Origin of the sequence: Rhodococcus sp. UFZ-B548, assembly GCF_903819475.1 — a bacterium.
In the GTDB taxonomy this organism is placed as follows: Bacteria; Actinomycetota; Actinomycetes; order Mycobacteriales; family Mycobacteriaceae; genus Rhodococcus_F; species Rhodococcus_F erythropolis.
On the sequence record NZ_CAIJDS010000027.1, the window covers coordinates 32,386 to 52,791 of the forward strand.

Below are 20,406 nucleotides of genomic sequence, written 5' to 3' on the forward strand. Positions count from 1 at the left end.
TTCTGCGATCGGCGCGTTCCCGCGGAATTGACGAACATGCGTTGCCAGACTTCCTCGAATTGGAAAACGGCGAAACGCTGTGGTTGGCGGGACAAGAAGAGTTAGTCCAAAGTGAGATCGAGAGATCCTTGGAGCAGTCGCTCGAAAAGTGGTCTAGCGAGCGTAACGATATTCCCATCGCGACCACTCAGCGATTGCTGACCTCCAGAGTTCGGATCGGCCAGCATCGGTTCGCCGCTGGCGTACTCAGCAATCACGAGCACCGTTGCGTGTTCTGTGGCCTTAGCGCGAACATCGGTGGCCGACGCCGGCCGCGCCTCCTTACTGCAAGCCATATCAAGCCCTGGCGAGACAGCACTGACAAAGAGCGACTTGACCGTCGCAACGGCTTCACCGCGTGTCCGACACATGACATTGCCTTCGATACGGGGCTCATCACCGTCGACGAGGACTTGAACCTCCATTACGCGCCCGGCGTCGAGAGCGATATGGAGATCGAAAGCCCGCTTCGCGCCGCACTCGGGAAGCCACCTCTGAGAGATCGATTGATCTTGCCGGACAAGGCGGAGCGTCCGGACGTTGTCTATCTGGACTGGCACCGCACGCAGATCTATGTCGCTTCGTGACAAACGCCAGCGGGCGCTCTGCGGAACTGATCGAAGAGGGCCAGTCTATTTGACTTGGCTAATACCAAGATCGCCGTCGGCGGCGTCTGTATTGGCGCCGCACGCACAGTCGCAGTCTCCTCCGCAACCGCCGGGATTGCAGTCGCCGGCGTAACTGTCGTCATCCGCGTCGCAGTCGAGGGACCCGCCGAAGGATTCAGCAAAATCGTCGTCGAGTTCGTGAGTGAAGTCGTGAACCTCGTCGATCAAGTTCAGCAGATGCTGCGGGGCGAAGGGGTCCGCGTCGAGCATCGTGGAGACCAGCAGGTGGTCGCCGCTGAAAGCGAAGCGCAGGCGCGGCCATTCCTGCGCGAGTTCGATCAACCGGGTTGCAGCGTGCGAGGGATTGCCGAGGCCGGTCAGAACCGAAGACCAGACGTTGATCTGGGGGCCGTCATCCGCAACTGTCACGTAGACGACAAATCCGTGAACCGGCACGACGATGTCGCCGTCGTCATCGGTGGCAGGCTCACTGCCCAGTAGTTCGGCGAGGGTCTGGACGCACAGGCGAACCAACTCGTCGCGCTCGTCCGTCACCAAGGCAATTGCGCCGTTGATGTGGAGGGGCTGGTCGGCGGTCGTGTCGTGGTCGCTCATGGATCCTCATGTTCTGTGCCAGTCCGAGCAGGCGCTGGGCACGGTTTTCGTGCGGTAGGTGTCAGGTCTACGGTAATCGGCGCACACTATTGTCCGCGCAGTGGATGATTGAAGATGCCTGGCTAGGTCCGCACTGATCTGGACTTGACAGCCGACCAGCGACGTCATGCAAGCCCCGACAAATCGGGCAACCTTGTGGCAGTGAGTATCTCGGCTGTCGGTAGGTAGATCTAGCCTCCATACATGACGGGTCAGCGAGTTCGGCGAGCTTCACATCTGCGTTTGGTACCTGCATATCAAGCGGTGCAAAGCCAGATGAAGGTCCTTACGCCGAGGCAGATGCGGAATCAGCCTCGACGGCCGGCGGCGGCGAACTTTGTCATGCGGATCGAAATCGATTGCATCACGCCGCCTATTTGGAGACGGTTTTCGGTTCCGTCGAATATCGAACTGGACCAGCTTCATTCGATTGTGCAGGCGGTGATGGGATGGGGAGATCAACACGCTCATCAGTGGGTGAGTGTCCATCATTCAACGGGCAATGGCCCAGATCGGTATATCGCGCCAGAGGTGATCGAGCGCGACGGATACCAGGAAGACGAGTTTGGTGAGGACGAAGTCCGGATCGACGAGGCAGTTACCGCGGTCGGGGAGTACGTCCGTTATGAGTACAACGCCCGCGCAAGGTGGAGTCACACGTTGGTTCTGGAGCAGATTGTCGAAGACCAGCCGATTTCTGAGCCATCTTGTCTTGACGGTGCGAGGGCGTGCCCGCCGGAGGATTCTGGCGGTCCGATCGGGTATCGCGAGTTCCTGAACGGGCAGGCGAGTAATGGACTGTTCGATCCCGAACGTTTTGTTCCCGCAGAGTCCGATGCAGCAGTCACCATTGCAGTGGCATTGCATAAGTCACCGCCTGTGGGAAGCTCGCTGTTCGAGAAGTTCTTGCGCCGCTTGTCTGTTCATTCCGCGCCGAAACTGTTTGCCGCAGTTGCCGAAGCGGAGCTTCGTGGCGGATACGACAACTACTTCGAGGTGATGCGTGAAGGAGCAACCCGTCAACTGCTGTGGCTGCTGAACTCCGCGCGAGGTGGTGGGATTGTCTTGACGGCGTTCGGGTCACTGCCTCCCGACCTTGTTGCGTCTGCCCGAGACGAACTCGATTGGGACAGTGAGTGGATCGGTGTCACGGCAGGGAGCGGCTCGCAATTGGCAGTTCTCGTTGAAGTCGCAAAGACACTGCGATTGGTCAGAAAACTCCGAGGCACATTGATTTTGACTGGACTCGGCGCGTCAGTTCTTGCGTATGAAGGCGAGCTGTGGCGTCACATCGTGACGGCCATGCCGTTGGGAAAGGGTGAGTTGGCGCAGGAAGCCGGCCGAATTCTGTTCCTTACGTTGGCTGCCGGCTTGTCGCAGTCCGAACGTAGTGAAGTGATGATCGAAGGCCTCACGGCATTGGGTTGGTCGACAACAGACGGAACACGACTCGGAGACGACGACTGGACGTGGATGGTGCGAGACACGCTCGTGTACTTGCGAATGATCGGGGCGATTGTCTCCAATCCGCTGGACCAGCATGTTTCCGCCGATCCCGAGTGGGGTCGACGGTTTGCCAGGATGGTCCTGTCGAAGTAGCTGAGCGATCGAATCGAGCATCGATTTCAATCGATGCGGAGTTGTTATATGCGCTGGAAGCGCATGATTTTTCTGCGGCGGAATCATGAATATTTTCGGGTGGGAAAATATTGGAGTTTTTGTTCGAAATTGCCATCATGCTATGGTCGATTCTCGGTTGTTAAATTGCGTGGTCGAGCCAAAAGCTTGCGCAGAAGATTTATTTTGTGGAGGTTGGGTTTCCGAAAAGACGAAGTGCGTGTTGCTAGTCAATTGAATATGTGACCGGTGTTGGTATGGCGGTCGCTCCTAGGGCGTGCAGAAACGAAGCGCAAAGATCCTGAACAGGGGTTTTGTGCTTTGTTCTGCCGATTATGTGCGAAGGATGTGGCATGTGACGGGGTCCGACATGGTCCAGTTCAGTACCTTGGTAATTGTTTCACTGCTTATTTCTTTTTATGGTGGAACTTTTCTGATTTCTCTTCGTATTGGTAAGAAGCAGGAAAATGCCGACGGTTTTATGACCGCCGGAAACAAGTTAGGATTTGGTGTTTCGGCCGCGAGTATGACGGCCACCTGGATTTGGGCGTCGTCGATGTACGCATCCGCCACTTCTGGCTACACCTACGGAATCTCCGGCCCCATTCACTACGGTTTATGGGGCGCGTTGATGATTCTCTTCATTTATCCGTTTGGCCAGCGAATTCGCAAAGTAGCGCCGAAAGCCCACACGCTGGCCGAGGTCATGTACGCGCGGCACGGACGCTCGAGTCAGCTGATGCTCGCGGGTTCCAATATCGTCGGTAGTCTCATCAGTTTGATGTCGAACTTCCTCGCTGGTGGTCTGCTGATCGCGTTGCTTTCGCCGTTCAACTTCATCCAGGGTGTGTTCATCGTCGCGCTGGGCGTTTTGCTGTACACGCTGTGGTCGGGCTTCCGTGCTTCGGTGTTGACCGACTTCGTTCAGCTGATCGGAATGCTCGGTGCGGTAGCGGTTTTGGTGCCGTTCATCTTCTTTGCGGCGGGGTTCCCGGCAGCCTTCGAATCCGGGGCAAGCAACCTTACTGCTGAGCAGGGCAACTTCTTCTCGAGCGTTGCCTTCTTCGAACAGGGGGCGCCGTACATCGCGGCAGTTCTTGCCTACGCAATCGGCAACCAGACCATTGCCCAACGTCTGTTCGCGGTCCGCGAAGACCTGATCAAGCCCACCTTCATCACCGCAACCGTGGGATATGGCGCCACGGTCATCGGCGTCGGAATGCTGGGTGTGCTCGCTCTATACCTCGGAATCGAGCCGATGGATGGTGACGTCAACAACCTGATTCCGCAGATGGCCGCGTCGTACCTGCCCGGAATTTTGCTGGCTGTCTTCTTTGTCATGATCATCGGCGCGCTGTCATCGACGGCGGACTCGGACCTTGCTGCGCTCTCGTCCATCGTGATGACCGACGTGTACGGCCAAGCCGTCGCAGGCAAGGCTAAAGCGAACCCTCGCCGGATGCTGCTCATCGGCCGAGTAACGATGATTGTTGCCACGGCGGCGGCTATCTCCTTGGCAAGTCTGCAATTGAGCATTCTGGACCTGTTGGTGTTCGTCGGCGCGCTGTGGGGCGCTTTGGTGTTCCCGGTTATCGCGAGCTTCTATTGGGGAAAGGTCACCAACAAGGCCTTCACTGTGTCGGTGCTGGTGGCTCTTGCTGCCTTCTTGCCCGTCCGATTCAGTTGGGTGCCGATGGATGGGATGTTCGGGATTCTCTCCGACATCGTTGCCGTTGTCGGTATCGGAGTGGTGCTGGGGCTCATGGTATTTGGATTCTTCGGTCTGAAGGTTGCGCAGATCGTCGGTGGCCTGGCGATCGTGCTGTCCGCACCATTCGCAATCGGCTTCCTGCACGACTACCCAACGCTCAGCGGATCTTTGGTGGCCTATGCCGTCAGTACCGTCGTGTGCTTTGCGATGTCCGTCAATCAGCGTGAGACGTTCGATTTCGAACTCATCAAGCAGCGGACGGGAGACTTCGACGATGACGAGCTTCCTGCTGTCGGAGCGTCCGGAAAGTAACCGTCGAGACAAGTAGAAGGAATACGAATGAGTACAGCCCTACTGACCATTTATGTTCTGATCTGGCCGGCGTTGGTCTTGGTCGTGCTGGGAGTCATCAGCAAGGGATTCTTCAAGGATTGGGCAACTGCTCGCCGCAACGGTGAGGATCTGGTCTAACTTTTCACGCCGCCACCGACGGACTTCTTGTCGGTGGCGGCGGTCATATTGCAATCGGGACTAGGGGCAGCGTTATAGTTGCCCAGTGCAACACGACGGAGCAATGGCGCTCACCGGTCCACCAGCCGTTCATGACGAGCTGGTGCACCTGACGCGGCAGCTGATGACGGGGGATCGGCATTCCGATGACCACCCGTCGATCGCGCAGCATTCCTTCCTCTCCTTCATCGGCCGCAACGACGGCTGCAAGGCCACGGAGATCTCCGAAGTCTTCGGCGTCAATCGTTCGACCATCTCGCGCCAAGTGCGCGGGTGCATCGAGGCTGGCTGGGTGTATGCCGATCCGGGATCCGTTCGTCAGGGCAATCCGCTGCATCTCACGGCGGCTGGCCGCAAATACCTCGACGCCGCCGACGCGCGTCGGCTCGACCAAGTCGCCGGCAGGCTGCACGATTGGACCGAGTCCGAGGTCGCAGACTTCGCCCGCGCACTCCACCGCTTCAGAATCAGCATCGAATCGCAGACCAACGGAGATGACACCCTGTGAGTGAGTACAGCGCCAAAGCCCAGTTCACCATCTCCGACAATGAGTCTGTGGTGCACACCGTCTTCACTCACGCCGAGCGCACGCCAGATCTGACGGTGTTCTCCCGCCCCAAGGGAGAGGGTTGGGTAGACGTCACAGCCAAGGAGTTCGCCGAGCAGGTCACCGGCGTCGCAAACGGTCTCATTGCAGCCGGGGTGCAGGCAGGCGACCGCGTCGCACTCCTCTCCGCGACCCGATACGAGTGGACGCTCTTCGACTTCGCCATCTGGGCCGCCGGCGCGGCTACCGTTCCGATCTACGACTCGTCGTCTCAGGGGCAGGTCAGCTGGATCCTCGAAGACTCCGAGGCCGTCATCGCGATCGTCGAAACCGGCGCGCACGAGCAGCTGTTCCAGGACGCGCCGAGCACTCTCAAGGCCGTCATGCAGATCGACGACGGAGCAGTCGAAAAGCTGACCGCACAGGGCGCCGACGTTGACGACACCGAGTTGAAGAAGCGACTCGCGGGCATCAAAGCCGACGATCTGGCGTCACTCGTCTACACCTCCGGCACCACAGGCCGTCCCAAGGGATGCATCCTCACACATCGCAACTTCCTGTCCGAGGTGCGCGGGATTCTCACGGCATCGATCGGCAAGGTGGCGGTTCCGGGAAACCGAGTCCTGACCTTCCTGCCGCTCGCTCACGTACTGGCCCGCGCGGTGTCCCTCGCGACGTTCGAAGCTGGTGCGTCGCAGGCCCACTGGTCCGACTTTGCCACCATTACAACCCAATTCGAGCGCTACAAGCCCAACACCATCCTCGGTGTTCCGCGTGTCTTCGAAAAAGTTCGTGACGGCGCAGCACGCAAGGCGGAGTCCGGTGGGAAGGTCCCCGGCGCGATCTTCGCTTTCGCAGAAGCTACCGCCAAGGAGTACAGCCAAGCTCTCGACAAGGGCGGTCCCTCGCTGATCTTGAAGGCGAAGCACGCAGTGGCAGACAAACTCGTGTATTCGAAGCTTCGTGAGGCTCTCGGCGGCGAGTGCTGGTTCGCGATCTCCGGCGGCGGCGCCCTCACTCCTGAACTGGGGCACTTCTTCCGTGGGCTCGGAGTTCCGATCTACGAAGGCTATGGCCTCACCGAAACCACTGCGGCGCACTGCGTCAACGTGCCGGGTGCTCAGAAGATCGGAACCGTCGGACAGCCGATGGGCGGCAACGGGGTACGCATCGCCGAGGATGGCGAGATCGAACTCAACGGCGGGGTTGTCTTCAAGGGTTACTGGAAGAACGACAAGGCCACCGAAGAGACATTCGTCAACGGCTGGATGCGAACCGGGGATCTCGGTGAACTCGACAGCGACGGTTACCTTTCCATCACCGGACGCAAGAAGGATCTTCTGGTGACGGCGGGTGGCAAGAACGTCTCGCCGGGCCCGATGGAAGACCGTATCCGTTCGCATTCCATCGTCTCGCAGGCAGTTGTCGTCGGCGACGGGAAGACCTACATCACGGCGCTGCTGACCGTCGACCCCGAGGTGTTCGAGAAGTGGAAGGCGGAGAACGGCAAGCCTTCCGGCGCCACCGTCGCCGAACTACGTGATGACAAGGACCTTCGAGCGGAGCTGCAGAAGGCCATCGACGACGCCAATGCCGCTGTCTCGCATGCGGAGTCGATCAAGAAGTTCGTAATTCTCGATCGCGATCTGACCGAGGAAGACGGTGAGATGACAGCGACGCTCAAGATCAAGCGCAATGTCGTCGTCGATCGGTTCTCGAAGGAGATCGAAGGAATGTACGCGAAGAGCTAGGCGCGTTTGGGGAACTGCTCGCGGTAAGCCATCACGTCATCGAGGCGGAACCTGCGGTGGGTGCCGCGTAGTTCGATCGGGAGTTTCCCGGCGTCGGCGAGTTTGCGCACATACGTGTCCGAAACGCCGAGGATCTCTGCTGCCTGCGAGGTGGTGAGGAGTTCTGCAACTGGCCCGAGGGCGACGCTGTCCCCGGCAGCGAGGTAGGTCAGGAGCTGCACGACGGCGTCGCCGACCGATGGCGGAATCTCGATGCTCACGCCGTCGAACACCAGCGTGGTCGTGTCCGTCGAGGTTGCGGCTCTCTCGGCCAGGGCCGTTTTGATTCGCTCGGCAGCGTCGCCGTCGACTGCGGAAACGATGTGGTCGATGCTCACGCGGTATATCTCCGATCGAAGGCAGTGTTTCGCAAGCATAGACAGCGACAGTGTCCGTCGGCACGCTGGCTAGCGCCGTGTGCGTTGCATTACATGAGTGCCGTGAGTGGAAAACTATTTACCCACGTAGATCGGAATTCGAAGGTTTTGGCGCCCAAAGATATTGGACTCGACGCATATGTAACTCGCCAAATTTGGTGTACCCGCAAGTAACATCCTGAGCGTGGCTAGACGATCGGTAACGGTGAGATTCGACGTAGAGGAACTGAGGGCCCTAGAGACCCTCCAAGAGCTCACGGGCGCGGACATTTCCAGCGTCATTCGTGAAGCTGTGATCGAGCATGCTCGTCGATGTGTTGCACAGGGAAAGCCCCGCGACATCGCCGAGCGACGCAAATCGCTGACCTTGCAGGAAGCCTTCGCCAAGTACTCCGCGTTGTGCACCGATGAGGAGAGGGAAGCGTCGTAGCGCTCTGCCGATGCGGCGGTGACTGGTTGAGTTCACAGTGATTCTGACTGTGGCGCTGGGTAGTTCGTTCGAGGAATATTGCGGCAACAGAAGTGTTGCGTAGACCTCTGACAGGAGCTGGCCAGTGACGGACGTCCTCGAACTCTCCACCGATGTATTGGTGATCGGTGGTGGCCCCGCCGGAGCGTGGGCGGCGTTGCGTGCGGCAAAGGCCGGTGCAGACGTCGTCCTGGTCGACAAGGGCTACTGCGGAACGAGCGGCGCGACGGCCCCTTCCGGAACGGGTGTTTGGTACGTCGAACCGGATACGACTGCCCGTGAGCGGGCAAAGGCCGGACGCGAGGCGCTCGGCGGATATCTGGCCGACCACCACTGGATGGACCGCGTCCTCGAGCAGACCTACTCCAACATGGATCACCTCGCGGTGGAGGGCAGATATCCCTTCCCCGTCGACACCAGCACGGGCAAGCAGATACGCACCGGCTTGCAGGGGCCTGAGTACATGCGGCGGATGCGCACCTGGATTCGTCGAGCCGGGGTGCGAATCCTCGACCATTCGCCGGCGCTGGAGTTGTTGGTGGACGACGCCGGGCGAGTTCGCGGAGCTGCGGGCTACCAACGCCACGAACACCAGGACTACCGAGTGTCGGCAGGCGCGGTAGTGGTCGCCAGCGGAGGTTGTGCGTTCCTCTCCGGTGCTTTGGGCACCAACGTCGATACCGGTGACGGTGCATTGATGGCAGCCGAAGTCGGAGCCGAGTTCTCCGGCATGGAGTTCTCCAACGCGTACGGAATCGCAGCGGCCGGATCGACGATCACCAAAACTGCCTACTACGCGTACGCGACGTTCTTCCACGCAGACGGAAGCGTGCTCGAAGGTGCCGGTTCGGCGAAGGGGAGGTCCGTCATCGCCAGCACGTTGCGGAACGAGCCGGTCTTCGCGCAGATCGATCGGGCCGACGCTGAGGTGCAGCGTCGAATGAGGCTGGGGCAACCCAACTTCTTCCTGCAATTCGATCGCCGCGGAATCGATCCCTTCACCGACAAATTCGAGGTCGGCATGCTCGCTGAAGGCACGGTGCGCGGCACTGGGGGAATCAACGTCGTCGATGACGATTGCGCGTCATCCGTTCCAGGACTGTTTGCCGCCGGGGACGCTGCGACCCGAGAGCGAATCTGCGGAGGGTTTACCGGCGGGGGAAGTCACAACGCCGCGTGGGCGATGTCTTCTGGTTCGTGGGCGGGAACCGGTGCTGCGCGCTATGCGCTGTCGGTCGGACGTGGGTCTACCAGTGGTCTACGCGGAGCCGGAACCGTCGCATTGCGTAATCCGGCACGAACCGGGTTTACTGCCGACTATGTGGTGAAAGCTGCTCAGGCGCAGCTGATTCCCTTCGACAAGAACTACCTCCGCAGCGGTGATCGGGTATCCGCAGCGCTCGCTGAGCTCGAATCGCTGTGGGGTGCAGTGAGTGCGGATCTGGGCGCGGATCCAGCAGGTCGGATGGCGGCGCGGCAGGCTGCCGCGATCACGGCCGTCGGTCGCTGGATGTACCACTCGACGTTGGCGCGGACCGAGACTCGGGGAATGAGCAAGCGTGACGATTATCCCGAACTCGATGTGACGCAGCACCATCACGTTCTTACCGGCGGTTTGGATGCGGTGTGGACCCGAACTTCTGAATCTGCCGGGTCTGCACTGGTGGCGTCATGATCGAGCTGGTTTCTGCGCCTGACTGCATCGGCTGCGACAAGTGCGTAGACGTCTGTCCCACAGATGTTTTCGACCGGACGCCCTCGGGCGTCCCGGTGATTGCGCGCCAATCGGATTGCCAGACCTGCTTTATGTGTGAGGCCTATTGCCCGACGGATGCGCTGTATGTGCATCCGCAATCCACACCGTTGGAAACGGCCGATGTGATCGAGGACGATCACATCGGCCGCTACCGAGAGAAGATCGGATGGGGCAAGGGGCGGGCACCAGGGTCGCTGACCGCGGTGGGTCCCGAGGTGCCCCGTCCGGTCACGACCTGACGAGAATCTTGACCGCAGTGTCGTTGTGCTCGATCAGAGTGGTGAATCCTTCGGAGATCAACTCTTCGAGCTGAATACGACCGGTGATGAATGGCGCCAGATCGACGACACCGTCCTGGACCATCTTGATGACCGCTTCATGGTCACGGACGTACGCGATGGTTCCGCGTAGATCGATCTCCTTGAGGACCAGCTTCTGCATGTCGATGGTCGCGGGCTTGCCCCAAATCGACACGTTGACAACAACTCCAGCAGGCCTGACCGTGTCGAGCATGGTGTCGAGTACTGCGTTGACGCCTGCGCACTCGAAACCGATGTCTGCGCCGATGCCTCCGCTGAGTTCGAGGACGCGCGCTTTGACGTCTTCGGTGGTGGGATCGATGACGTAGTCGGCGACTCCACTGGAGAGGGCCTTGGCTTTGCGGGCTTCGCTGAGTTCGGTGACGATCGTCGTGACACCCAGACCCTTGAGGACTGCCGCAACGAGGAGTCCGATCGGTCCGGCTCCGCCCACGATGGCGACGTTGCCGCTTTCGGCTCCACTGCGTACGACGGCGTGATGGGCGACGCTCAACGGTTCGATGAGAGCTGCCTCGTCGAGCGGGATGTTGCCGATCTTGTGGATCCAGCGACGGTCGACGACGACCTTCTCGCTGAGCCCGCCACCTCCGCCAGCCAAGCCGATGAACCCCATCTTCGTACACAGGTGGTAGTTGCCCGCCTTGCACGGGGCGCACTCGTTGCAGACGAAGTACGGCTCGACGACAACATTTTCGCCGACCTCGACGTCCGTGACACCTTCGCCGACCTCTTCGACGGTGCCGGAGAACTCGTGGCCCATCGTGACCGGCGCATTCTCGTGTGAGAGTGGATGCGGGTGTCCGGGTGCGGAGATGAAGATCGGTCCCTCGAGGTACTCGTGGAGATCGGTGCCGCAGATTCCGCACCATGCGACCTTCAGCTTGACTGTTCCTGGCCGCAATTCGGGCTCAGGGATCTCTTCGATCCGGATGTCTTTCTGCCCGTGGAACCGTGCTGCCTTCATTGATCCGCACCTCACTTCGTTGTGAATCCCCTGGTAGATCGACGTTAGGCCGATTATCGGCGTGGGTGAAGGGTTGCAACGGAATGCAATGGGGTGGAACCGATCGGTGCTGGGGAGCGTCCAATACTGTGAGCGGGCCGCGAATGGGGGGAGTGCTGTGGGAGTGAGGTGTGCAGTGGTCTTGGTCGCGGCCACGCTGTTGGTTGGGGGTTGTTCCTCGACGGTCGAGGGGCATGCGGTTCGCCCAGATGGAGCTGATGGACTCTTCGATCCATGTTCGGCGATCCCGGACGATGTTGTCTCGAGTCTTGGCGTTGATGTCGGGACGGAGGACAATGGAGTGCTCGGCGTACGTCAAGCGGAGTTCGAAATCTGTAGCTGGGAATCCGACTGGTACGCGCTGGGCGTTTGGTCGACATTTCACACGCTTGACGACGTTCGTCGAAATCCCAAGGACACTGACATCCGTGATGCTCCAATGGTTGCTCCCGGCGCTGTCACCTTTCGCGAGGTCACCGACGTCCAAAAAAATCTGTGCATGGTCGCGATTCCAGTTGTTCAGGGTGCGGTGTTCGTAAGAGTGGACGCATTTCTGGGCGAGCGACACCAGGAGGAAGTCTGTGCATTGGCGACCCGCCAGGCGATCGCCCTGCTGGCGTACTTACCAAAGTGATACTTGCGTTGAGAGGGATGGCGGCAATGGTTGAGATGTTTTCACTCGATCCGAAAACTGCGGAACTACTGCGCGATTATTGCGGCGACTGGCTTGCTGAGTTGCGCAACCTCTCCGTTCCCGCTCAGCGATTGGGAACAGTTGACGGCTTCGGGACTCTGGGTTCGGCGCAGGCGTTGCGGGACAAGTTCGCGCAGAAGGCTGTCGGTGGTCCCGATGCGCTGGTCGATGTGTTGGCGAGTCATATCGCGGTCGTGGAGGCAATGCAGGCTCAGTTTCAAGCCTGCATCGACAACGCATTGGATCAGGAGTCGTCGAACGTCTCGACTTTGAGGTCGATCGACCAACCGAACTGAGTCAGTGGATGTGTTGCTGCCAATCGGCTGGGACACGACCCTTAGGTCCCGGCGTCGGCTGATCTACGGGATGTGAAGTGGGCGCCGCCAATTCAGGTCCGTCGTACGCCTCGTTGGTTTCGAAGCTCCAGAACCAATCCTCACCGGGTTCGTAGCTCTGCATGAACGGATGCTTCGTCGAGGCCGCATGCTTGCTCGCGTGCTGTGACGGTGAGGAGTCACAACACCCCACGTGACCGCATTGCGCGCATCGACGCAGGTGCACCCACCAACCGCTGCTCGCATCGCATTCGACGCATCCCGCGCCACTGGGCGGCACGCTCGGATCGATCCCCGCTGGAAGTCCGTCGGTCATGGTCCACCCTCTCGCTGACTGAAGTCGGTCATTTCATCGTGCGCTTTGCCTACCGGCCGTGCAAGGGCGACTAGTCGTCGCGCGTATCCCGCGGTGGGCCCGCGATTGGCAACAAAACTCTGAACCGGGTGTTACCGGGCTCAGACGTGACCCGCAGCTCACCACGATGCTTGCCGACCACAATTCGCCACGAAATATCAAGGCCGAGACCGGTTCCCTCGCCGACCGGCTTGGTGGTGAAGAACGGTTCGAAGATCCTGTCGATGACGTCATCGGGAATCCCGGCGCCGGTGTCGCAGATCTCGATGCACACGCGGTCGCCATCGCGGCTTGTCCGAACGGTGAGTGTTCCCGATCCGTCCATGGCAGACACCGCATTGTCGATCAGGTTGGTCCACACCTGATTGAGTTCGGCGGCGTAGGCGTCGATCGGTGGCAGCGCGAGGTCGTATTCCTTGACCACTTCGATTCCGCTTCCGATCTTTTGCCCCAACATGATCAACGTGCTGTCAAGTAGTTCGTGGACATCGATGGTCTGGAAGGGCGCGCGGTCCATCTGAGAATACTGTTTAGCCGCACCGACGAGAGTCGAAATCCTCGTTGTGGAGTCGGCGATCTCGTTCATCAGGAGTTCGGATTCGATGGTGTAATTCAGCCAGCGAATTGCGCCTTCGAGTACGGACTCGTCAACGGCTGCAGCAACATTCTCGAGCCAAGCGGTGTCGAGACCAGCCTGCACGAAGGTCGGAGCCAGATCCCAACCCTCTCGAATCGAATGATCCTCGAACCATTCACCCAACGAATCCTCTCGATCCGAGGCTTCGAGGGGAGTGAGCGTCGGCGCCTTGGCGACAACCTCTGCAACTTCCTCTTGAAGCCGCATGAGCGTCACGAGGGCATCGCGGTCGTAGGTGCCCGATGCAACCATTCCCAGTTTGTGACGCATACCTGCGACACGCTCGCGCAAAGACGCGGTCGCTCGAACCGCTGCGGCTGCAGGGTTATTGAGCTCGTGAGTCAACCCGGCCGAAAGTGATCCGAGTGCAAGGAGTCGCTCTCGCTGATCGATGATCTGCTGAGTGTTCTTCTTGCCGAAGAAAACACCTTCGAGTAGATGAACCGCCATTGGAAACCACTCGCGCATCGCGTTGCCGAACTTGTCGGCGTCCAGGACGAAAAACGTCGAAGGAGTCGTCACTCGCATCGACCCCGCGTAGACCTGCGGTACACGATCGCCGAGATACGCCGTCCAGCCTCCCGAGTAGACGCCGCGCTGGGTGGTCCTGTTGATCTCGATGTCTTCGCCGCCCGACAGCTTGGACAGCACCACCTCGCCCTCGATGAGGACGTAGAAGCAGGTGGCAGGCTCACCTTCGAGGTAGACCTGACCTCGATCGATCTCGGTGATATGGCCTGCCTGGCACAGTGATTCGAGCTGATCGTCGGTGAGCTTCTCGAACAGGAACAGGGTGCGAAGCAAGTCTGGGCTGCATTCAGGAATGGACATCGAATCTCCCTATTGTTGAGCGAGATAGCGGTGGACGAACATCACGGCCATCGCGCCCTCTCCGACGGCCGACGCGACGCGCTTGGCCGATTCGGCGTGTACGTCCCCGGCGACAAACACTCCGGGGACACTGGTTTCGAGATGATGTGGTGCGCGGTCGAGCGGCCACCCGTCCGGTGTGACGCCTTCGGACGGAAGGTCCGGGCCGGCAAGAACGAAGCCATTTCCGTCGCGGACCACCACGTCTCCGAGCCAGTCGGTCAGTGGAGCGGCACCGATGAAGATGAACAACCACTGAGCATCGACAGTGTCTTCTTCTCCGGTGGCTCTGTTACGCAGTGTGATTCGTTCGAGGTGATCGTCACCCTCAGCGCCGACTACCTCCGTGCACGTGCGCACGGTGATCTTCGGATTCTTTTCGATCTGCTGAATCAGGTAGTAGGACATCGAGGCTTCGAGCGAGTTGCCGCGAATGAGAATGGTGACGGACCTAGCTCCGCGGGAGAGATAGACCGCAGCTTGGCCTGCCGAATTGGCGCCGCCGACTATGTACACATCCTGCTCGCTGCACCGTGCGGCTTCGGTGACGGCCGATCCGTAGTAAACCCCTCGGCCGGTGTATGTATCGAGTCCCGGCGCCGAAAGCTGGCGATAGGAAACACCGGTCGCCAAGATGACCGAATGAGCGTCGACCGACGAACCGTCGTCGAAACGCACTGTGCGGGCCGAGCCGTTGATTTCCAAACCGGTGACGTCGCGAGCGGTGATGACTTCGGCGCCGAACTTGGTTGCCTGGCGCCTCGCCCGATCGGCCAACTGTGCGCCGGAGACTCCGTCGGGGAAGCCGAGGTAGTTCTCGATCCGCGAACTCTGGCCGGCCTGACCGCCTGTCGCTCGCCGTTCGATGAGAACCGTCCGAAGCCCCTCCGAAGCGCCGTACAGAGCAGCGCCCAGACCCGCAGGGCCGCCGCCGATGACAACGAGATCGTAAAAGTCTTCGGAGAGGGTGGTACTCAACCCGAGTTTGTCGGCGAGTTCGGCGTCAGTGGGCTCGACGAGGACATCCCCATTGGATGCGATGACGACGGGAAGCCGCAGTTCGTCGGTACCGGCAGCCGAGAGCAGTCGTTGGCCTTCCGGCTCGTCCGACATGTACCAGCGATAGGCAAGTTGGTTGCGTGCCAAGAACTCTCGGACGTCGGATGATCGCTCGGACCAACGATGGCCGATCACCTTGGTTTCCTCGGCGGGGTGATGACTCGAGCTTGCCCAGGCATCAAGCAGCGCATCGATGACGGGGTACAGCTTCTCTTCCGGCGGATCCCAAGGCTTGAGGAGGTAGTGGTCGAGGTCGACTACGTTGATGGCGTCGATCGCAGCATCAGTATCGGCGTACGCGGTGAGGAGAACGCGCCGAGCTACGGGATACAGGTCCATTGCCTGTTCGAGGAACTCGATTCCACTCAAACCGGGCATGCGGTAATCGGCGACGATCACAGCGACTGCATCGCCGCGAAGTTTCATTTCGCGCAAGGTTTCGAGAGCCTGGTCGCCGGACTCCGCACGAATGATTCGGTACTTCTCGCCGTACCGCTTGCGGAGGTCTCGAACGACGGCACGCGAAACACCAGGATCGTCGTCGACGCTGAGGATCGCTGGTTTGGCCGGGGCTTTCGGTGCGCTCACTCGGTGCCTTCCCGAAGTTGTAGTCAACCTCTCCAGTATGCGACTGCTGAGCTGAGCGTCAATCGCTGGAGATGCGCTCTGAGTGAACCAGCGATCGTGACCTGGGAATTTCAAGATTGCGGGAACCGATCGAGCCTCCGATGCATCCAATAGAGTGGGTCCACATCAACAGGGGGTGCCATGCGGGGGTCGGTGGGGGTTGGGCGACTGCTCATGGCTGGGATGTTGGTGTGGGCTGCGGCAGGATGCAGCTCAGTCGTGGAGGGGGCGGCTGAGCCTGCATCCGGCCAAGAGGGTTTGTTCGATCCATGCAAGGATATCCCGGACTCGGTGTTGGAAGAAGTGGGGCTTGATCCGGCTACCGAGGAAGTTGACATCGAGGGCGTCGAACAACCCGGCTGGAAGATCTGTTCGTGGACAGAACCGTGGTACTACCTGATTATTTACTCGAACCGCTTCACCGTGGACGATGCCAAGAAGAACCCCGACTACACCGGCTTTGAAGAGATCTCTTTGAACGAGCGTCGTGGCGTTCAGTACCACCGAGCTTCAGACGTCAGAATCGACAAGTGTTATATCGCGTTGGAAGCGAAACAGGGTTCAATCTGGATCGTGGTCGACACGAAAGGTATTGCAGAGCAGGAAGGCTCGACGTGTGGTCTCGCGTCTGAGTACGCACGCACATTGTTGGGCGCCTTGCCTAGATAGCGCTGGATTTGCACCAATGTTGATTTTGGGCGAGCGAGCACTCGCCCCGGAGTGGACCGGATGGGAACGATGACTGGACTGAGTTCTGATCATTTCGCCTTGGATTTCGACACGGCTGCAAGGATGGCTTCGGCTTGCAAGGCGCTGCTCGATGAACTGGCGGCAGCGCTTCGAAGCGTAGAAGTTGTGAAGGACGCTAAAGGGATGGGGACGCTCCAATCTGGAATCGACCTCGCCGCGAAATTCTCCAAGAAGGCCGTCGGCGGTGAGGATTCGTTGGAGAAGTCGTTGAACAGCCACATCCAGGTGGTCACCGAGATGCGGGACTTCTTTCAGAAGTGTCTGGACAGCTACAGCGGTGTCGATGCTTCCAACGCAGTCATGCTTGCAGGACAGGACCTTCCAGGCTCGTGAGCTTTCGGATGAAGGCCCGCAGTGTGGTGGCCGTTCTGTTCGCGGGCGCACTGGCAGCCGGGTGTGGCGCGTCGGTACAAGGGTCGCCGCAGCCTGCGTCGGGTCAAGAGGGTTTGTTCGATCCATGCAAGGAAATTCCGGACTCAGTTCTGGAAGAAGTGGGGCTTGATCCGGCTACCGAGGAAGCTGGTGCGGCGGGCGTGGAGCAGCCAGGATGGAAGATCTGTGGGTGGAGCGGGTCCTGGTATTTCTTGACCGTGTATTCATCGTCGTACACCGTCGACGATGTTCGACGGAATCCTGATTTCCGAGGGTTCGAGGAACTTAATGTCGGTGGGCGGCGTGGTATCGAGTATCAGCGCGTCGACGACGGGGACAACAATGGTTGCTACCTTGCTTTCTCGGTCGAACACGGCTCAATCTGGTTCAACGTAGAACGAAAGCTGTCTGAGGCTCGGCAAGAGTCCAGTTGTGTTGTTGTGCAGCGTCTGTCGGTCAATCTTGAACCGACGCTACCGAAATGAGGTCTCGGTGAGTGGGTCTGATCGAAGCAATGGGTCTGACGACTCGCGACTGGAAGTTGAGCCAGACATCGCACGTGATGTGGTTGCGGCATGCGAAGGGTTTCTTGGCGAACTCGATCAAATGCGCAGAAATCTGTTCGTGATTGCGAATGTTTCTGGAATGGGAACGCTCCAATCTGGAATCAACCTGGCCGAGAAGTTCTCCAAGAAAGCTAAGGATGGTGAAGATTCGTTGGAGAAGTCGTTGACCAGCCACATCCAGGTGGTCACCGAGATGCGGGACTTCTTCCAGCAATGCGTCGACCGCTACGGCGAAGTCGAGGGCTCGAATGCCTCCGCACTGGCAAGCGTCGACACCCCTCGATAGACACAAAAAATCTCGCTGAGCCGATGGCATTCGACTCAGCGAGACTTGGGTAACGACTAGCTGGTGGGCAGGGCCTTCAACGACTTGACGGTGGCGTCGACCGCGCGAGCAGCCTCGGCGCCCTTCTTCACGAAATGCGTGCTGAAGTAGTCGACGTGCTCGGCGTGCTCGTGGAAGTGATGCGGCGTCAAGACCACCGAGAAGACCGGAACGTCGGTGTCGAGCTGCACGCGCATCAGACCGTCGATGACAGCCGTCGCCACGAAGTCATGCCGATAGATTCCGCCGTCGACGACCAGACCTGCGGCGACGATCGCCTGGTAGCGGCCGGTCTTGGCCAAGCGTCGAGCATGCAGCGGGATTTCGAAAGCTCCCGGTACCTCGAAGAAATCAACCGTGTCCTTGGGGTAGCCGAGCTCGACGATCGCGTCGGTGAATCCGTCGCGTGCACGGTCGACGATGTTGCGATGCCACGTCGCCTGAATGAACGCGATGCGCTGTCCCTGGATCTCACTCATAACCATGAAACTAGCGCACTTGGAAGCATCGACGCGACCACCCGTCCTAGTCCTGCTGACGGGGGAAGGCGGTCGAGCGACCCCATCCGGCGTCATTGGTGAGGTGCTCGAGGAGAGGCTGAATTCGATACGGAAGGGGATTGGTCAGAGCGATGGTCGTGGTCGAATGCGTGACGCCTGGAAGTGACACGATCTGCTCGGCCAACTTCTGCAGCGCCGCGTGCGTCGAGGTGGCGACGCGAACGAGCAAATCCTCGCGACCGGTTGTGGCGTGAATTTCGATCACCTCGGGCAACTCGGTCAGACTCCGAGCGACTGCGCTGATCTTGCCCTGCTCGAGTTCCAGACCGACAAATGCCTGAATTGGGATACCGACCTCGGGGAGATTGAGATTCGGCCGAAACCCGGTGAGAAGTCCGTTGGATTCCATGCGCTTCATTCGCGACTGGACGGTGTTGCGGGCGACGCCCAACGAGTTGGCCAACTCGGCCACACTCATCCTCGAGTCCTTGCTGAGCAGTCCGAGCAACTGGACGTCGAGCTTGTCGATGCTGAGCACTTTGTGAACCTCTCCTCAGTGATATGGGTCACTGGATGATCGAATTGACTAGTTCAAGAGATTTGCATTGACCAAATCGTAGCTCAGGCAGAGCATTGGTTCCACGAATTGCTCAGCGGGATTCTCTTTGGGTTATTTGTCCCCAATAGTACCCAACGGCCATTTCGTCCCAATGTTTCGACTGCACCCCGTTTATCCTTCGGAAAGGTCTATCCCACAATGACTCTCACCGCCGAGCCCGTGAACTCTGTTGTTTCCCATGACGACACTGCGGGCGTGTTCGATCGCGCCGACTACCTGCGCGATTACCCCCACGAGCAGGTGAGCTTCTTCCAGGATCCCGCGAGCGGCCTCAAGGCCATCGTCGCCATCCACTCCACGACGCTCGGCCCCGCGCTCGGCGGAACGCGCTTCTACCCGTACTCCGACGAATCCGCCGCAGTCACAGACGTTTTGCGTCTCTCGCGCGGAATGACCTACAAGGCTGCGGTTGCCGGCGTGGACCTCGGCGGCGGCAAGGCAGTCATCATCGGCGACCCCGCAACGGCCAAGACCGACGAATTGCTCGGCGCCTACGCAAAATTCGTCCAGACCCTCGGCGGCCGCTACATCACCGCTGGTGATGTCGGAACCAACTCCAACGATCTTGACATCATCGGTCGTAACACCGACTTCGTCGTCGGCCGCAACGCTACAGTCGGCGGTTCCGGCGACAGCGCTCCGATGACGGCCCTCGGCGTATTCCAGTCGATGCGCGCCGCGGCACAGTCGCATTGGGGCACTCCGTCGCTCGCAGGCAAGACTGTTGGTGTCGAGGGCACAGGCAAGGTCGGCTACGAACTCATCAAGCTTCTCCTCGCAGACGGCGCAACCGTGTTGGCGACCGACGTCAACGCCGGAGCACTCGACCGCGTCAAGGCTGACTTCCCGCAGGTGAGCATCGTCGACAGCATCATCGACGCCGATCTCGACGTCTACGCACCGTGTGCGATGGGCGCAACCCTCACCGACACGACCGCACGCTCGATCAAGGCCGAGGTTGTCTGCGGCGCTGCCAACAACCAGCTCACCGTGCCCGAGGTCGAGAACATCCTCCGCGACCGCGGCATCACCTGGACCCCCGACTACGTCGCCAACGGCGGCGGCCTCATCCAGGTTGCCGGCGAGCTGAAGGGCAACTCGGCCGAAGAGGTCAAGCTCAAGGTCGAGAAGATCTTCGACACGGTCACCGAGATCTTCGCGAAGTCGAAGAACGACGGGATCCTCGCCGGCGAGGCTGCTGACGCGGTCGCCGAGGCTCGGATCGCCGAGGCGGCTCGCGTCGCCAAGGGCTGACATCCCTCTCGCAGTCATGTAGTGCGGCCGGTCCCGACTAGT

The 20,406-nt window shown here is 59.8% G+C and carries 24 protein-coding genes; 16 read left to right on the top strand and 8 right to left on the bottom strand.

All coding sequences use genetic code 11. The features are described from left to right. Nucleotides 1-41: 41 nt before the first annotated feature. The gene (locus H7C86_RS21715; protein WP_259349267.1) at nt 42-626 is read left to right on the top strand and encodes an HNH endonuclease; all 585 of its coding nucleotides are present in this window, start codon (nt 42-44) and stop codon (nt 624-626) included. A gap of 45 nt (nt 627-671) precedes the next feature. On the opposite strand, the gene H7C86_RS21720 is transcribed toward H7C86_RS21715, so the two are convergent. Next, nucleotides 672-1,262 (bottom strand): T3SS (YopN, CesT) and YbjN peptide-binding chaperone 1, encoded by a 591-nt coding sequence (locus H7C86_RS21720; protein WP_019749265.1) that lies wholly within the window; start codon nt 1,260-1,262, stop codon nt 672-674. A gap of 381 nt (nt 1,263-1,643) precedes the next feature. Between H7C86_RS21720 and H7C86_RS21725 the strand changes: the two genes are divergently transcribed. From H7C86_RS21725 to H7C86_RS21740, 5 genes are all read left to right on the top strand, one after another. Next, nucleotides 1,644-2,900 carry a plasmid pRiA4b ORF-3 family protein gene (locus H7C86_RS21725; protein ID WP_019749264.1) on the top strand — a complete coding sequence of 419 codons (1,257 nt, stop codon included), beginning with the start codon at nt 1,644-1,646 and terminating at the stop codon, nt 2,898-2,900. Between the two features lie 388 nt (nt 2,901-3,288). Then, nucleotides 3,289-4,941 (top strand): sodium:solute symporter family protein, encoded by a 1,653-nt coding sequence (locus tag H7C86_RS21730; protein WP_182262229.1) that lies wholly within the window; start codon nt 3,289-3,291, stop codon nt 4,939-4,941. 27 nt (nt 4,942-4,968) lie between these two features. Beyond that, nucleotides 4,969-5,100: a putative transporter small subunit gene (locus H7C86_RS36970; protein WP_003941363.1), complete on the top strand. Its 132-nt coding sequence runs from the start codon at nt 4,969-4,971 to the stop codon at nt 5,098-5,100. A gap of 103 nt (nt 5,101-5,203) precedes the next feature. Beyond that, a complete protein-coding gene (locus H7C86_RS21735; protein WP_020970117.1) occupies nt 5,204-5,647 on the top strand; it encodes a MarR family winged helix-turn-helix transcriptional regulator in 444 nt (147 codons plus the stop codon). Continuing rightward, a complete protein-coding gene (locus tag H7C86_RS21740) occupies nt 5,644-7,437 on the top strand; it encodes a long-chain fatty acid--CoA ligase (protein WP_182262217.1) in 1,794 nt (597 codons plus the stop codon). The genes H7C86_RS21735 and H7C86_RS21740 overlap by 4 nt, the downstream gene beginning before the upstream one ends. Here the strand turns inward: H7C86_RS21740 and H7C86_RS21745 are convergent. After that, complete coding sequence (locus H7C86_RS21745; protein WP_003941392.1) at nt 7,434-7,814, bottom strand: helix-turn-helix domain-containing protein; 381 nt, start codon at nt 7,812-7,814, stop codon at nt 7,434-7,436. The genes H7C86_RS21740 and H7C86_RS21745 overlap by 4 nt on opposite strands. A gap of 223 nt (nt 7,815-8,037) precedes the next feature. Between H7C86_RS21745 and H7C86_RS21750 the strand changes: the two genes are divergently transcribed. From H7C86_RS21750 to H7C86_RS21760, 3 genes are all read left to right on the top strand, one after another. Further along, nucleotides 8,038-8,283 (top strand): hypothetical protein, encoded by a 246-nt coding sequence (locus H7C86_RS21750; protein ID WP_020908376.1) that lies wholly within the window; start codon nt 8,038-8,040, stop codon nt 8,281-8,283. 124 nt (nt 8,284-8,407) lie between these two features. Further along, a complete protein-coding gene (locus H7C86_RS21755; RefSeq protein WP_182262218.1) occupies nt 8,408-9,997 on the top strand; it encodes an FAD-dependent oxidoreductase in 1,590 nt (529 codons plus the stop codon). Continuing rightward, nucleotides 9,994-10,317 (top strand): ferredoxin family protein, encoded by a 324-nt coding sequence (locus H7C86_RS21760; protein WP_007726052.1) that lies wholly within the window; start codon nt 9,994-9,996, stop codon nt 10,315-10,317. Before H7C86_RS21755 ends, H7C86_RS21760 begins: the two co-directional genes overlap by 4 nt. Here the strand turns inward: H7C86_RS21760 and H7C86_RS21765 are convergent. Further along, nucleotides 10,307-11,362 (bottom strand): 2,3-butanediol dehydrogenase, encoded by a 1,056-nt coding sequence (locus H7C86_RS21765; protein ID WP_003941279.1) that lies wholly within the window; start codon nt 11,360-11,362, stop codon nt 10,307-10,309. The genes H7C86_RS21760 and H7C86_RS21765 overlap by 11 nt on opposite strands. A 175-nt stretch (nt 11,363-11,537) precedes the next feature. Between H7C86_RS21765 and H7C86_RS21770 the strand changes: the two genes are divergently transcribed. Both H7C86_RS21770 and H7C86_RS21775 read left to right on the top strand, forming a co-directional pair. Further along, entirely contained in the window at nt 11,538-12,035 is a 498-nt protein-coding gene (locus H7C86_RS21770; RefSeq protein WP_182262219.1) for a DUF3558 domain-containing protein, read from the top strand. Between the two features lie 26 nt (nt 12,036-12,061). Next, complete coding sequence (locus H7C86_RS21775; RefSeq protein ID WP_020970112.1) at nt 12,062-12,391, top strand: hypothetical protein; 330 nt, start codon at nt 12,062-12,064, stop codon at nt 12,389-12,391. A gap of 1 nt (nt 12,392) precedes the next feature. On the opposite strand, the gene H7C86_RS21780 is transcribed toward H7C86_RS21775, so the two are convergent. The 3 genes from H7C86_RS21780 to H7C86_RS21790 all read right to left on the bottom strand — a co-directional run bounded on the left by H7C86_RS21780 (nt 12,393) and on the right by H7C86_RS21790 (nt 15,939). Beyond that, nucleotides 12,393-12,746 carry a UBP-type zinc finger domain-containing protein gene (locus H7C86_RS21780; protein WP_020970111.1) on the bottom strand — a complete coding sequence of 118 codons (354 nt, stop codon included), beginning with the start codon at nt 12,744-12,746 and terminating at the stop codon, nt 12,393-12,395. A gap of 70 nt (nt 12,747-12,816) precedes the next feature. After that, complete coding sequence (locus H7C86_RS21785; protein WP_003941311.1) at nt 12,817-14,253, bottom strand: ATP-binding protein; 1,437 nt, start codon at nt 14,251-14,253, stop codon at nt 12,817-12,819. A 9-nt stretch (nt 14,254-14,262) separates the two neighbouring features. Next, the gene (locus H7C86_RS21790) at nt 14,263-15,939 is read right to left on the bottom strand and encodes an FAD-dependent oxidoreductase (RefSeq protein ID WP_019749255.1); all 1,677 of its coding nucleotides are present in this window, start codon (nt 15,937-15,939) and stop codon (nt 14,263-14,265) included. Between the two features lie 222 nt (nt 15,940-16,161). Between H7C86_RS21790 and H7C86_RS21795 the strand changes: the two genes are divergently transcribed. From H7C86_RS21795 to H7C86_RS21810, 4 genes are all read left to right on the top strand, one after another. Further along, nucleotides 16,162-16,647 (top strand): DUF3558 domain-containing protein, encoded by a 486-nt coding sequence (locus H7C86_RS21795; RefSeq protein ID WP_259349270.1) that lies wholly within the window; start codon nt 16,162-16,164, stop codon nt 16,645-16,647. Between the two features lie 99 nt (nt 16,648-16,746). Then, nucleotides 16,747-17,061 carry a hypothetical protein gene (locus tag H7C86_RS21800; protein WP_238077037.1) on the top strand — a complete coding sequence of 105 codons (315 nt, stop codon included), beginning with the start codon at nt 16,747-16,749 and terminating at the stop codon, nt 17,059-17,061. Further along, entirely contained in the window at nt 17,058-17,585 is a 528-nt protein-coding gene (locus H7C86_RS21805; protein ID WP_259349268.1) for a DUF3558 domain-containing protein, read from the top strand. Before H7C86_RS21800 ends, H7C86_RS21805 begins: the two co-directional genes overlap by 4 nt. A 160-nt stretch (nt 17,586-17,745) precedes the next feature. Continuing rightward, a complete protein-coding gene (locus H7C86_RS21810; protein WP_232329881.1) occupies nt 17,746-17,952 on the top strand; it encodes a hypothetical protein in 207 nt (68 codons plus the stop codon). A 56-nt stretch (nt 17,953-18,008) separates the two neighbouring features. On the opposite strand, the gene H7C86_RS21815 is transcribed toward H7C86_RS21810, so the two are convergent. Beyond that, complete coding sequence (locus H7C86_RS21815; RefSeq protein ID WP_003941401.1) at nt 18,009-18,470, bottom strand: 6,7-dimethyl-8-ribityllumazine synthase; 462 nt, start codon at nt 18,468-18,470, stop codon at nt 18,009-18,011. Nucleotides 18,471-18,516: 46 nt separating this feature from the next. Beyond that, entirely contained in the window at nt 18,517-19,029 is a 513-nt protein-coding gene (locus H7C86_RS21820; protein WP_003941343.1) for an Lrp/AsnC family transcriptional regulator, read from the bottom strand. A gap of 219 nt (nt 19,030-19,248) precedes the next feature. Here H7C86_RS21820 and H7C86_RS21825 point away from each other — a divergent pair, with 219 nt between their 5' ends. Further along, entirely contained in the window at nt 19,249-20,364 is a 1,116-nt protein-coding gene (locus tag H7C86_RS21825; protein ID WP_060938982.1) for a Glu/Leu/Phe/Val dehydrogenase, read from the top strand. The last annotated feature ends 42 nt before the right edge of the window (nt 20,365-20,406 follow it).